Source organism: Achromobacter aegrifaciens (assembly GCF_902859735.1).
GTDB classification, from domain to species: domain Bacteria; phylum Pseudomonadota; class Gammaproteobacteria; order Burkholderiales; family Burkholderiaceae_B; genus Achromobacter; species Achromobacter aegrifaciens.
In genome coordinates this window covers 132,719-145,004 of record NZ_CADIJY010000004.1, presented here as the reverse complement: position 1 = coordinate 145,004, position 12,286 = coordinate 132,719, and the positions used below count along the sequence as shown (strand labels likewise).

The following is a 12,286-nucleotide window of genomic DNA, read 5'->3' as shown; positions in this document are numbered from 1 at the left end:
ATTGTACTGGACCGCAGGCAGGGGGCCGCGGGGTATCTGGCGCCGGTCAGGGGCCGGGAGGGCTGGTCCGCGCGTCGCGCCGCACCGCCTGGGGCGGCATCCCGAACCCGCGCAGAAAAGCCTCGCGCAGGTGGCGGCGGTCGCGAAAACCGGTTTCCCTGGCCACGACTTCCAGCGGATGCCGGCTGCTTTCTATCATCAGCCGGGCAGCTTCCAGCCGCAGCCCCTCGATGGCCTTGGCGGGCGACTGGCCGGTCTCGGCCGTGAATACGCGGCTGAACTGGCGCGGGCTCAGGCTGGCGGCCTGGGCCAGATCCTCCACGCTCAAGGGGCGGGCGAGGTTGCGGCGGGCATGTTCCAGCGCCTGCTGGATGCGGTCGGACTTGGGCGCGAGCCTGAGCATTTCCGAGTGCTGCGACTGGCCGCCCGAGCGGCGCTGATGCATGACCAGCCGGTGCGCCACCGCGCGCGCGATATCCGCGCCCAGGTCTTTTTCCACCAGCGCCAAGGCCAGGTCCATTTCCGCGGTCATGCCGGCGGAGGTCCAGACCGTCCCATCGGCGATGTAGATGCGGTCGGCCTCGACCCGCGCGCGCGGATGGCGCTGCTGCAAGGCGTCGGCCCAGTACCAGTGCGTGGTGGCGCGCCGGTCGTCCAGCAGGCCGGCGTCGGCCAGCAGGAACGCGCCGGTGCACAGGCCGGCGACGCGGCGCGAGCGGGGCGCGAGTTTTTCCAGCAGCCGGGGAAGTTCGGACGCGACGGGCCTGGACAGGGGCGAAAGCACGCCGGCCACCAGCCAGGTGTCGGCCTGGCTGCGGACGGTGAGCGGACGGGCCTGTACCGTCAGGCCAGCCGAGGCGCGCACCGCGCCATCCAGGGCGTAGCTCTCCACAGCGTAGAAGGGCTCGCGCGCCACCACATTGGCGAGTTCGAACACGGCCTGCGTGCCCAGGCCGATGATCTGGAAGCCTTCGGGAAGTATGTAACCGATGCGGTGCATGGGAGCGTCCTTGCGGGCTATGGCCCCGCGTATGTCCTGCGTCAATGTCCTTATTTATGACTATATACGTCATTTACGCCATGGGCTGCAAGCCGCAATATGGCTTCCATCGCAATCGCCCCTACGGAGTCTCACCATGGCACAAACCCAACCCGGCACTGCCCTCGTTACGGGCGCATCCAGCGGCATCGGCGCGCTGTACGCGGAAAAGCTCGCGCAGCAGGGCTACGACCTGATCCTGGTCGCGCGCAACCGCGAACGCCTGAACGCGCTGGCCAGCGCCATCAGCACCCGCAGCGGCCGCGCGGTGGAGGTATTGGCGGCGGACCTGGGCGACCGCGCGTCGCTGGCCCGCGTCGAAGACCAACTGCGCCAGGACGCCAGCATTACCTTGCTGGTGAACAACGCCGGCATCGGCACGCATACGCCGCTGCTGCAAAGCGACGTGGAGCAGATGACGCGCATGGTCGACCTGAACGTCACCGCGCCGATGCGGCTGACCTATGCGGCGGTTCCGGGCTTTGTCGCGCGAGGCCGGGGCGCCATCATCAATATCGCTTCCGTCGTGGCGCTTGCGCCAGAAGTCCTGAACGGCGTCTATGGCGGCAGCAAGGCATTCGTGCTGGCGTTCAGCCAGTCGCTGCAACACGAGCTGGCTGGGACTGGCGTGCAGGTCCAGGCTGTGCTGCCCGGCGCCACGGCCACGGACTTCTGGGCCATCGGCGGGCGGCCGGTGGAAACATTGGACCAGCGCATCGTGATGCGAGCCGAAGACCTGGTCGACGCCGCCTTGCTGGGCTTCGCGCGCGGCGAGAAGGTCACCATTCCCTCGCTGCATGCTGGCGAGGAATGGGACGCCTACGAGGCCGCGCGCCTGGCCATGGCGCCCCATCTGTCCAGCAGCGCCGTTGCGCAACGCTACACGGCCGCGGTCTGAACCATGGACACCGCCATCTCCGCTGCGGCGCCGGGCAGTGCGGCGCCTGCGCGCCTGACCGGGCGCCTGCTGGCCGTGCTTGCCGGCATGGCGGCCTTGGGCGCGCTGTCCACCAACATTATCCTGCCGGCGTTTCCCAGCATGGCATCCGAACTGGGCGTGGACGCCCGCGATATGGGACTGGTGCTGTCGAGCTTTTTCCTGGCCTTCGCCATCGGGCAATTGTTCGTCGGGCCGCTGTCGGACCGCTGGGGACGGCGCGCTCCGGTGGTGGGTGGACTGGTCCTGTTCATCGCTGGCAGCCTGGTCTGCGTGTGGGCGTCGACCTTGCCGCTGCTGGTGGCGGGCAGGGTGGTGCAGGCGCTGGGCGTATGCGCGGCCTCGGTGCTGTCGCGGGCCATCGCGCGCGACCTGTTCGAAGGCGAAGCGCTGTCGCGCACCCTGGCCTTGACCATGGTGGCCATGGCTGCCGCGCCGGGCTTTTCGCCTCTGCTGGGCAGCGCGATGGAGTACGGGCCGGGCTGGCGCGCGAGCTTTGCGCTGGTCGCGGTGCTGGGGCTTGTTCTGGCGCTGGCCTATGTGGCGACGGTGGGGGAGACGCATCCGGCCGACCGGCGCGCTGCGGCGACGCCCGCTGCCGTGCTGCGCGGCTATGCGGACTTGGCGCGGGATGTCCGGTTCATCGGTCCGGCGTCTGCCGTGAGCGTGGTCATCGGCGGCCTGTATGCCATTTTTGCAGCCACGCCAGCCATGCTCATGGGGCGCCTCGGTCTGAGCGCGCTGCAGTTGGGATTGTTCTTCGCCTGCACGGTGTTTGTGGTGTTCGCCGCCGGCATGCTGGCGCCGCGCCTGGCTCACCGCTTTGGCGCGGCCAGGGTGGCGCGATCCGGCTGCGCGGTGGCGCTGGCGGGCGCGCTGACCTTGCTGGCGGGCGGCGAAGATAGCGGCCTGTCGCAGTTCACGGCCGCCGTGGCGCTGTATCTGTTCGGCATGGGACTGGTCAATCCGCTGGGCACTGCGCTGGCGCTGGGACCCTTCAGCCGGCAGGCCGGGCTGGCGTCCGCGCTGCTGGGCGGCCTGCAGATGGCTTGCGCGGGTGGCATGACGGCGTTGGCCAGCCTGGCGGGCGGCAGCCCCACGCTGATATTGGGCGGGGTGTTGGCTGGCGCTTCTGTGCTTGCGTGCGCTGCGTTGATGGCGGGCAAGCGCCAGCGGTAGTACTTTCCTGATTCTCGACAACCTGTACAAAGGACAAACGCAATGCTGCGCTCACCCGAAACCATAGAAAGTCTCTTCGAACGGCAACGCGGCACGTTGCCTGACACCTTCGGCGTGCGGCCGCTGTCAATCGAGGAAGGGCGCATGTCCATGGAAATGACGGTGGCGCCGTGGATGATGGCGCCCAACGGTTATCTGCACGCAGCCTCGCAGGTGATGCTGGCCGATACCTGCGCCGGTTACGCCACCCTGGCGCATCTGCCCGAAGGGGCCAAGGGCTTCACCACGCTGGAGCTGAAATCGAACTTCCTGGGCACCGCCCGGGAAGGCGTGCTGACCGTAGAGGCGGTGGCGGAGCACATGGGGCGCACGACCCAGGTCTGGTCGGCGACCGTGGTCGACGCAAGCGGCCGCAAGCTGTCGCTGTTCCGTTGTTCGCAGATCATCCTTTGGTGAGCGCGCGGCCCGGTGATGGGCCGCGATGGTAGAACCCGCAAGCCATTCCAGCCTTTTCGTCCGTTTCTCAGACGGATTCCGCCTTGGTTCCCGCGAGCGCCCTCGATAAGCTGCAACGTCGGCTTTCAGGGCCGGCGGCCACGGCGCAAAGAACGCCGTTCGTTCACGACGCCCGGCGCTGTTGGCATCCCCTGAAGCTGTGGCTTGGTTGTCTATTGACAACCTATTCTTATGTCTTCATACTGGATACCAATGATGGCTCGTCCGTCCCATCCCAAAAAAGAGGTCGAGGCAGCACTGCACCATGCCGAAGAATGCGGCTGGCGTGTGGAAGTTGGCGGTAGCCACGCATGGGGGCGGATCTATTGCCCCAGCAATCTGGCGGACTGCCGCTGCGGCGAATTCTGCATCACCAGCATCTGGAGCACCCCGAAGAACCCCGGCAATCATGCGCGCGCCTTGCTGCGCGTCGTAAATAACTGTACTGCGCACCGCCACTTGCCTAGGGCTGACGGCGGCGCATGGGAGTAGTGCGATGGAATACACCTTCACCTTGAAGTACCAGCTTGCCGACGGCGACCATGACATGGATGCGTTGGTCGAACGCCTGGGTGCGGCCGGTTGCGACGATGCTCTGGTCGGCACCGGGCTGCCGGGACGCATCGCGCTGGAGTTCACCCGCGAGGCTGAAAGCGCGGAATCCGCCGTGCGCTCGGCGCTGGCAGACGTCAGGCGCGCGGTTCCAACCGCCAAGCTGATCGAGGCCGCACCCGATCTGGTGGGCCTGACCGATGTGGCCGAGATCGTCGGCGTCTCGCGCCAGAACATGCGCAAACTGATGCTGGCGTATCCAGACAGCTTTCCGCTGCCGGTCCATGAGGGCAGTACCTCGATCTGGCACCTGGCGGACGTGCTGGCCTGGTTGCAGGCCAAGGGCGGCTATCCGCAGGTCGAACAAGTCATGGACGTGGCGCGTGTGGCCTTGCAGGTCAATGCGGCAAAGGAAGGGCAGCGCGTTTCGCGTTCTGCCTCCAAGGCACTGGAAGCGCTGGTGGGATGACGGTCCTGCGCATTTTGAGAGCGCTTGCCCGCGCCAGCGTCCCGATCTCGTCCAGGATTTGCAAGGCGGGCCCCGGCAATATTCCTTCGCGCCGGCGATGCGCATGAAAAACATGCGCTCATGGCCCAACCCGTTCAGTCGATCGGATAGGCCTCGCCCTCCAGGCCATAGCGGGTGAAGAACTGCCCGAACGACGGCATGGCGGCGATATCCATTGTGAGTCCTGCGGTGTCCAGCACCAGGGTGGCGACGGTGGCCGAGCGTCCGCCCGTCAGCGTGCCGCGCGGCGGGCGGCAGACGGAATAGGGCGTGGCCCAGTCGTCCGCCAGGGCGCGCCGCACGTCTATCACCGTGATCCGGGGGCCGCAGGCGTCCAGCAACTGGCGCACGCGCCAGGCCCGGTAATAGGTGTCCACGGCATTCTTCAGGCCCGCTTCGCGCAGCTTGCCCAGCGCGACTTCGCTCATGAAATGGTTGGAATGGGTCAAGAGGCCGTCCTGCGGCAGCAAGGTGAAGCTCTCGTCGGGCGCGCATTCGAAGTCGATCACCCAGCCGTTCTGGCTGACGATCATGTTGCTGGAGCAGGCCTTGGGCGTGGCGGCGATCAGCTGCATGGCGATGGCGACGTGCTGCTGGCAGAGCACCGCGCGCCGCACGCTGCTCAGCGGCACGCCGGACTGCGTGTAGTCGCGGTCGCTGCTGAGATAGTTGCCGGTCAGGCCGATGCCGGCCGAGTTGAAGCCGTGCCGCGCCAGGCCGCCGGCCTCCACCAGCGTCAGGAAGGTGATGCCGCTTTCCAGGGTGGCGCGCAGCACAATGGTGCTGTCGCAGGCGTCGGGTTCCCAGTCCCAGTTGTGCGCATGGATCAGCGTGCCTGTCGCGCTGCGCCCGGGCATGACCAGGGCGGCGGTGCATTCGCCCTCGGCGGGGTCCAGGTTGCCCATCTTGGCCAGCAGCCGCGCCTTGGCGATGACTTCGGTGCGGGCGTTGATCAGGGCTACGTCGTCGAAGGCGCAGCCCGCGCCTTGCGCGATGCCGCGCATTTCTTCGGTATGCGCGGGGTCGAACTTCTGGATCTGGTCTGCGAACTCCTTGATCAGGGCAGCCTGGGCGGCCATGGAAGTGCCGATCTTGTCGAGTTCGCCGCGATAGTGCCGCGCGCTGCGGGCAATGCGTTCGGGCACGGCGCGGCCGTACTGCACGCCGCGTTCAAAGGGGGCGCCGGAGATCGAGACTAGGGGAAACGGGGCGTATTTCATGGGAGCATCAAATGGGGGAGACGGATGTTCAGGAGGCGGTGTGGCCGGTCAGGTCCAGCAGCAGGGCATCGCCGTCGGCGTGCAGGTCCGCGCCCAGCGCGGCGGATGCGCGGATCAGCAGGTCGCGTTCTTGGGCCACGTCGGACGCGGGCAGGAATACGGTCTGGTTGGCGTCGTTGCGCTGCACGAAACGGAACTGCATGGCGGCGGGGCGCTTGTCGCGGATGTCGACGCGAACCGTCATGCCGGTCCACTCCGTATGCGCGTCCGCCTGGTGGGCGACCTGGAAGGAGAAATTGCCGCTGCCATAAAGAATGGGCCTGCCGCGATGCAGTTCGATCGGCAGGATCATGTGGGGGCCATGTCCCAGCACGATGTCGGCGCCGGCCTCGACGGCCGCATGCGCGTACTCGCGCTGGTACTGCAGCACTTCGCGCCGGTAGCCCCAGTGCAGCGAGGCGATCACGACGTCCGCCTGTTCCCGCAGCGCCGCCACGTCGGCCCGGAATTGCGCGAGCGACTCCGGATCGGCCCAGGTCAGCACTTCGGGCGGCACGCCGGGGCGCGTGCGCGCCGCCTGCATTTCCAGCCGCGGCCGGTAGGCGGTATGGCCGCGGATGATGGCGACGCCGGCATGATGCGCGGTGGCTTCGTGGTTGTCCGGCCAGTACACGGCGGTGCGCTGCAGGAAGCCGTAGCGCACGCCGTCGCGTACCTCGATCAGCGGAGCGCGGGCGGCACTGGCGTTCGCACCGGCGCCCACGCTGGACAGGGAAGCGCTCCGCAAGGCCGCCAGCGAGGACAGCACCGCTTCATGGCCGATGTTGACATTGTTGGCGTTGCCCACCGCCTGCAGGCCGGCGTCGCGCAGGACCTGCGCGTGCCGGGGGGAGGTATAGAAGCCGCGCCGCTCCTGGGCGTGCTCGGGCAGGTCGTACAGGCAGCATTCCAGGTTGGCGAACACCAGGTCCGCTTGCCGCAGCGGCTGGCTGACGCGGTCGAACAGGCCGCTGGCGTCATCCACACCCTTGAGGTTGATGTCGCCCAGCAGATACAGGGTTTGATTCATGGTGGCGTTCCTAGTCGGCCTTCGAGACTTCCCAGAGCAGCGGCGCGCCGAAGATCGACGATTCGAAGCCCTGGACGTTCTTGCGGTATGCGCCCGTGCTCAAGGTATTGAACAAGGGGATGATGGGGACCTGCTCCAGCATCAGCCGGTGCAGTTGATCCAGCAAGGCCTGCCGTTCGGCGGGCGCCGTGGCGTTGGTGGCCTTTTCCAGCAGCGCGCGGGCAGCGGGGTCGTCCCACAGCTTGCGCGGCTGGGAACTCTTGTCGCCGGTGACGGCCTCGAAGTTCAGGGCGGGGTCCATGCGGCTGGAGTACGAGAACGACATCATCTGGTAATTGCCTTTCTGCCACTTGTCCTGCTGGGCGCCCCATTCCAGCACCTCGATGTCGGCGTTGATTCCGGCCTGCTGCAGCATTGCCTGCGTGATCACGGCCGCGTCGTAGTTCGGCAGATTGCGCTTGTTGGTCGAAATGACGATTTTCTCGCCCTTGTAGCCGGCCTTGGCGAGCAGCGCCTTGGCGCGCGCCAGGTCGTAGACGTAGCCCTGCTTTTCGGCTTCGCCATAGTAGGGCGAAGCTACGGGGACGAGCGAGTTGTTGGGCTCGGTCAGGCCGTAGGTCACGCCGGCCACCAGTTCCTTGTAGTTCAGCGCCGCGGCGATGGCCTGGCGCAGATAGGGATTGGACAGCAGCTTGTCGCGCGTCTGGATCGTCAGCGTGGAAGGCGCCAACTGGGGCGAGACATTGGTGCTGATGGCCTTGTTCTGCGCCAATTCGGCGACCTCGGAATACGGCACCTTGGACATCACGTCGATAGCCCCGCTGGCCAGGGCGGTCTTGGCCGTCGCCGGGTCGGAGATCACGACAAAGCGCACTTCGTCGACCAGCGGGCGCTTGGAACCCACATAGCCGTCGGGCTTGCCCGGCCGGTTGGCGTAGTTCTCGAAGCGCGTCAGGCTCACGTATTCGCGGCGGCGCCACTCCGCGAAGCGGAACGGGCCGGTGCCGATGGGCTTGTCCCAGGTGCCGTCGGGCTTGACGGAGTCGCGATGGGTGATGGCCGTCATGCCGCAATCGCTGCGCGCCAGCGAATCGAGAAACAGCGGCGCGGCCCGGTCCAGCTTGAACACGACGGTGGCGGGATCGGTGGCGGCGGCGCTTTCCACCTTCAGGCCGATGCGACCATCGAAGTCGGTCAGGCAGCGCCAGCCCGTCTTGGGATCCATGTAGCGGTTCCAGCTCCAGACCACGTCGTCCGCGGTCAGGGGCGCGCCGTTGTGGAAGGTCACGCCCTGGCGCAGGCGGAAGGTGTAGGTCTTGCCGTCTTCGGATACGTCGATCTTCTCGGCCAGCAAGGGGGCGGGCTGGCCCTTCGCGTTGTAGCCGACCAGTCCTTCAACCACGTGCAGGATCACCCCATCGGTATTGGCGTCGCGGTTGACGCCCGGATCGCTGCTGCGGATGTCCGCGTCCTGGTGGGCGCGCAGCACGGTGGCGCTCAGGGCCGGCGCGGTGGCCGTCAGGAGGGCGGCCAGGGCGGTGTACGCATACAGAGGTCGTTTCATGATGGGTCCTTGTTGTGAGCGGTTTGCAGCCGGAAGACGTTCAGAAGGAAGGGGAGGATCCGCGCTCCACCGTATAGCGGGCGTAGGTGGCGCCCTGCCAGGGCATGCGCGCGACCTCCAGCACGCCAGCCGCGGGTTCCATGATCAGCGTCGCGGTGGTGCAGGATGCATAGCCCTGGGCGCTGACGCGCCCCGGCCGGCAGACGGAAAAGGGAGTGGCGTGGGTATCGGCGAAGGCGGCCTTCAGGTCCTGCACGCCGAGCTTGTTGCCCGCGGCGGACAGGCGCTGGCGCACGCGCTGGTCGCGGTAGAGGCTTTCCGGCGAGCTGGCGATGCCCGTCTCTTTCAGCTTGCCCAGCGCCACAGGGCTGGTCCAATGGTTGGCGTGGACCAGCAGGCCGTCCTCGGGATAGACCAGGAAGGTCTCGTCGGGCGCGCATTCCAGGCTCAGCGCCAGGCCCAGTTGCGTGCCCAGGATCAGGTTGCACGAACACGCTTTAGGCGTGCCGGTGACGATCTGCAGGGCCAGCGCGTAGTGCTCTTGTTCCAGGGCCTTGCGGCGCACCAGCGGCAGGGGTACGCCGTCCTGCTGGTAGTCGCGGCTGGAGGACATGCCGTTGCCGTTCAGGGTCAACCCGGCCGAGTTCATGCCATAGCGCGCCAGGCCGCCGGCTTCAACGAAGGTAAGCACGTCGGGGCCGTCGTCGCGCAGCACGCGCAGGATGATGATGGTGTCGGCGCAGTCCTGGCGGTTGTCCCAGTTCTGGCCTTGCAGGAAGCTGCCGTTGGCGCTGCGGGCAGGCAGGATGGCAGCGCCGGTGCATTCGTCGCTTGCCACCGCGGCAGAACCGGCAAGCTGCGCGCGCCGGGCCTGGGCCACGATCTCGGTGCGGGCGTTGATCATCAGCACGTCTTCGAAGGAAACGCCGGCGCCCTCGGCGATGCCGCGCATCTCGTCCAGGTAGGCAGGCTCGAAATTCTCGACGGCGCGCGAGAAGTTCGCGATGAGCCGGCGCAGGTCCGCGGGCGAGTACCGCAGCTCTTGCAGCGCACGGGCGTAGATCCCGGCGCTGCGCCGCACGCGCGCGGCGGCCAGGCGTCCGTGCTGCAGTCCGCGCTGGTAAGGCGTGCCGGCCACCTCGACCAGCGGAAAGTAGGCTTGCGCTTCCATGTCTGTTCCTATGCCTGCGGGGCTGCGGGCGTCATTGGTCGAACCGCCATTTCAGGCGTACGCCGCCGCTGTCGTTGGCCTCCAGGGCCGGAATGGCCGACAGCAGCTTGCGCGTGTAGGGATGCTGGGGCGCGTCGAAGATCTGGTCGCGCAGGCCCTGTTCGACGATCTGGCCGTCCTGCATCACGACCACGCGGTCTGCCACCTGCTCGACCACGCCCAGGTCGTGGCTGATGAACAGACAGGAAAAGCCGTGGCGTTGCTGCAATTCGGCAAACAGCTTGAGCACCTGCGCACGCACGGTCACGTCCAGTGCCGAAACCGGCTCGTCCGCGATCACGAAGGCGGGGCGCCGTACGATGGCGCGGGCTATCGCCACGCGCTGGCGCTGGCCGCCGGACAATTCATGCGGGTAGCGCCTGGCGTACTCCGGGCCCAGCCCGACCTCGGTCAGCACGGTCTGGACGCGTTCGGCCTTCTGCGCCGCCGTCATGCCGTCCACCTGGCGCAAGCCTTCGGCCGTGAGCTCGCCGACCGTCATGCGCGGATTCAAGGAGGAATAGGGATCCTGGAACACCATCTGGCAGTTCAGGCGGTAGTCGTTCCAGGCGGCGCCCGTCTGCGCAATGGGCTTGCCGCGGAAGTAAATGCCGCCGTCCGTGGGGGCCAGCAGCCCCGCGATGGCCCGGCCCAGCGTGGTCTTGCCGGAACCCGATCCGCCCACCACCGCCACCACCTCGCGCGGCCGGATCTGCAGGTCTATGCCGTGCAGGGCGCGCTTGGCCTGGGTGCGGCCGAACAGCCGCTGGCGGCCGGCGTAGTCCACCAGCAGCTGGCGCACGTCGACGATGGGCGCCTCGGTCGGAATGGGACGGGCGGGGCCGCGCATGGGCATGGCCGCCAGCAATTGCCGCGTGTACGGATGCGCGGGACGGTCCAGGATCTGCTGGGTGGTGCCTGTTTCCACGATCTCGCCGTGGCGCATCACGATCATGCGCTCGGTGTACTTGGCCACCATGGGCAGGTCGTGGCTGATCATCAGCACGGCCGTGTTGCGGGCGCGGGTCAGCTCCAGCATCAGTTCCAGCACGTCGCGCTGCACCACGGCGTCCAATGCCGTGGTGGGTTCGTCGGCCACCAGCAGGGCGGGTTCCAGCAGCATGACGGCGGCCAGCATCATGCGCTGGCGCATGCCGCCGGAGAATTCATGGGGCCAGGCGTCCAGCGCAGCCGCGGGGTCGCGCAGACCGACGCGCGCCAGCATCTCCAGTGTCCGCTGCTTGCGGGCGGCGGCGGACAGGTCCTTGCGGTGCAGCGCCAGACCTTCATCGAGCTGGCGGCCGATCTTCATGGAAGGATTGAGCGAGGTCATCGGCTCTTGGAAGACCATGCCGATGCGCGCTCCGCGCAGCTTGCGCAGGGTGGCGGGGCGGGCGTCGGTCAGCGACTTGCCTTCGAACGTGATCGAGCCCGCCGCGCGCACCAGCGGCGGCGGCGTCAGGCCCAGCAAGGCGCGCGCTGCCTGGGTCTTGCCGCTGCCCGATTCGCCGACGATGCCGACCAGTTCCCCGGGCTTGATGGAGAAGCTGACCCGCTTGACGATTTCCCGGCCGCCCGCGCCCACGGTCAGCGTCAGGCCGTTCACCTCTGCCAGCGTCGCGCCGGCGTCCATATGCTTGGTCGTCATGTCATTCACCCGTACGCATGCGCGGATCCAGGCGGTCGCGCACGGCGTCGCCCAGCAGGTTGATGCCCAGCAGCGTGAGCGAAATGCAGATGCCGGGGAAGATGCTGAGATACGTCGCCTGCGCCATGAACGGACGGGCCGAGGCCAGCATGTTGCCCCAGGTCGGCGCGGGAGGCGGCACGCCCAGCCCCAGGAAGGACAGGGCGCTTTCGGCCAGGATGACCCAGCCGAACATGGAAGTCGCCAGAACCGTCAGCGGCGCGACGCAGTTGGGCAGCACGTGGCGGAACATTGTGTAGAGCTCGGAATTGCCCAGCACGCGCGAGGATTCGATGAACTCCTTCTCGCGCAGCGACAGCACCGTGCCGCGCACGATCCGCGTCACCGAAGGCGTATAGGCCAGCCCCAGCGCCAGGATGATGCCGTACTTGTTGGCGCCTACCACCGCCAGCAGGCCCAGCGCCAGCAGCAGGCCGGGAAAGGCCAGCAGGGCGTTGTTGAAGGCCATGATGATGCGGTCGGTCCAGCCGCGCACGAAGCCGGTCAGCACGCCGATGGCGGTGCCCAGCACGATGGAGAACGAGACGGTCAAGAGGCTGATCCAGACGCTGGTCGAGGCGCCCACCATCAGGCGGCTGAGCACGTCGCGGCCGAATTCATCGGTGCCCAGCCAGAACTGGGCGCCTGGCGGCTTGAGCCGGGACGCGAAGCTGATGCCCAGCGGGTCGCGCGGGGTCCAGACGGCGCCGATGAGGGCGGCGCCCACGACGATGGCGATGATGACCCCGCCGATGGCCGCATTGGCGGGCAGGCGGCGGCGCCGCGGTTTCACGGGATTGATGGCTGTAGTCAGTTGCATGGCGGT

General features: G+C 67.6%; 12 protein-coding genes. 5 read left to right on the top strand and 7 right to left on the bottom strand.

The window, feature by feature from the left end:
- Positions 1-46 precede the first annotated feature (46 nt).
- Positions 47-1,000, bottom strand: coding sequence for a GlxA family transcriptional regulator (locus tag HV766_RS13660; RefSeq protein ID WP_175181318.1), 954 nt, complete (start codon positions 998-1,000; stop codon positions 47-49).
- A gap of 136 nt (positions 1,001-1,136) precedes the next feature.
- Between HV766_RS13660 and HV766_RS13655 the strand changes: the two genes are divergently transcribed.
- The 5 genes from HV766_RS13655 to HV766_RS13640 all read left to right on the top strand — a co-directional run bounded on the left by HV766_RS13655 (position 1,137) and on the right by HV766_RS13640 (position 4,671).
- Positions 1,137-1,937 (top strand): SDR family NAD(P)-dependent oxidoreductase, encoded by an 801-nt coding sequence (locus HV766_RS13655; RefSeq protein ID WP_175161453.1) that lies wholly within the window; start codon positions 1,137-1,139, stop codon positions 1,935-1,937.
- A 3-nt stretch (positions 1,938-1,940) separates the two neighbouring features.
- Positions 1,941-3,155, top strand: coding sequence for a multidrug effflux MFS transporter (locus HV766_RS13650; RefSeq protein ID WP_175181317.1), 1,215 nt, complete (start codon positions 1,941-1,943; stop codon positions 3,153-3,155).
- A 42-nt stretch (positions 3,156-3,197) separates the two neighbouring features.
- Positions 3,198-3,611 (top strand): PaaI family thioesterase, encoded by a 414-nt coding sequence (locus tag HV766_RS13645; RefSeq protein ID WP_054456351.1) that lies wholly within the window; start codon positions 3,198-3,200, stop codon positions 3,609-3,611.
- Positions 3,612-3,866: 255 nt separating this feature from the next.
- The gene (locus tag HV766_RS30210; protein ID WP_082401177.1) at positions 3,867-4,142 is read left to right on the top strand and encodes a hypothetical protein; all 276 of its coding nucleotides are present in this window, start codon (positions 3,867-3,869) and stop codon (positions 4,140-4,142) included.
- A 4-nt stretch (positions 4,143-4,146) separates the two neighbouring features.
- Positions 4,147-4,671 carry a helix-turn-helix transcriptional regulator gene (locus tag HV766_RS13640; protein ID WP_175181316.1) on the top strand — a complete coding sequence of 175 codons (525 nt, stop codon included), beginning with the start codon at positions 4,147-4,149 and terminating at the stop codon, positions 4,669-4,671.
- A gap of 134 nt (positions 4,672-4,805) precedes the next feature.
- On the opposite strand, the gene HV766_RS13635 is transcribed toward HV766_RS13640, so the two are convergent.
- The 6 genes from HV766_RS13635 to HV766_RS13610 are packed head-to-tail and all read right to left on the bottom strand — an operon-like array spanning position 4,806 to position 12,280.
- Positions 4,806-5,930, bottom strand: a complete 1,125-nt coding sequence (locus HV766_RS13635) for a C45 family autoproteolytic acyltransferase/hydrolase (RefSeq protein ID WP_175181315.1) — start codon at positions 5,928-5,930, stop codon at positions 4,806-4,808.
- 28 nt (positions 5,931-5,958) lie between these two features.
- Positions 5,959-6,999 (bottom strand): CapA family protein, encoded by a 1,041-nt coding sequence (locus tag HV766_RS13630; RefSeq protein ID WP_175181314.1) that lies wholly within the window; start codon positions 6,997-6,999, stop codon positions 5,959-5,961.
- Positions 7,000-7,009: 10 nt separating this feature from the next.
- Positions 7,010-8,563, bottom strand: a complete 1,554-nt coding sequence (locus tag HV766_RS13625) for an ABC transporter substrate-binding protein (protein WP_175181313.1) — start codon at positions 8,561-8,563, stop codon at positions 7,010-7,012.
- Between the two features lie 40 nt (positions 8,564-8,603).
- Complete coding sequence (locus HV766_RS13620; protein WP_175181312.1) at positions 8,604-9,734, bottom strand: C45 family autoproteolytic acyltransferase/hydrolase; 1,131 nt, start codon at positions 9,732-9,734, stop codon at positions 8,604-8,606.
- A 31-nt stretch (positions 9,735-9,765) separates the two neighbouring features.
- A complete protein-coding gene (locus tag HV766_RS13615; RefSeq protein ID WP_175181311.1) occupies positions 9,766-11,421 on the bottom strand; it encodes an ABC transporter ATP-binding protein in 1,656 nt (551 codons plus the stop codon).
- Between the two features lies 1 nt (position 11,422).
- Positions 11,423-12,280 (bottom strand): ABC transporter permease, encoded by an 858-nt coding sequence (locus tag HV766_RS13610; RefSeq protein WP_054456358.1) that lies wholly within the window; start codon positions 12,278-12,280, stop codon positions 11,423-11,425.
- Positions 12,281-12,286: the final 6 nt, after the last annotated feature.

Bases quoted from the DNA above. Each gene is read 5' to 3' on its own strand.
- HV766_RS13660 (WP_175181318.1), bottom strand. From the start codon at position 1,000: ATGCACCGCATCGGTTACATACTTCCCGAAGGCTTCCAGATCATCGGC.
- HV766_RS13655 (WP_175161453.1), top strand. From the start codon at position 1,137: ATGGCACAAACCCAACCCGGCACTGCCCTCGTTACGGGCGCATCCAGC.
- HV766_RS13650 (WP_175181317.1), top strand. From the start codon at position 1,941: ATGGACACCGCCATCTCCGCTGCGGCGCCGGGCAGTGCGGCGCCTGCG.
- HV766_RS13645 (WP_054456351.1), top strand. From the start codon at position 3,198: ATGCTGCGCTCACCCGAAACCATAGAAAGTCTCTTCGAACGGCAACGC.
- HV766_RS30210 (WP_082401177.1), top strand. From the start codon at position 3,867: ATGGCTCGTCCGTCCCATCCCAAAAAAGAGGTCGAGGCAGCACTGCAC.
- HV766_RS13640 (WP_175181316.1), top strand. From the start codon at position 4,147: ATGGAATACACCTTCACCTTGAAGTACCAGCTTGCCGACGGCGACCAT.
- HV766_RS13635 (WP_175181315.1), bottom strand. From the start codon at position 5,930: ATGAAATACGCCCCGTTTCCCCTAGTCTCGATCTCCGGCGCCCCCTTT.
- HV766_RS13630 (WP_175181314.1), bottom strand. From the start codon at position 6,999: ATGAATCAAACCCTGTATCTGCTGGGCGACATCAACCTCAAGGGTGTG.
- HV766_RS13625 (WP_175181313.1), bottom strand. From the start codon at position 8,563: ATGAAACGACCTCTGTATGCGTACACCGCCCTGGCCGCCCTCCTGACG.
- HV766_RS13620 (WP_175181312.1), bottom strand. From the start codon at position 9,734: ATGGAAGCGCAAGCCTACTTTCCGCTGGTCGAGGTGGCCGGCACGCCT.
- HV766_RS13615 (WP_175181311.1), bottom strand. From the start codon at position 11,421: ATGACGACCAAGCATATGGACGCCGGCGCGACGCTGGCAGAGGTGAAC.
- HV766_RS13610 (WP_054456358.1), bottom strand. From the start codon at position 12,280: ATGCAACTGACTACAGCCATCAATCCCGTGAAACCGCGGCGCCGCCGC.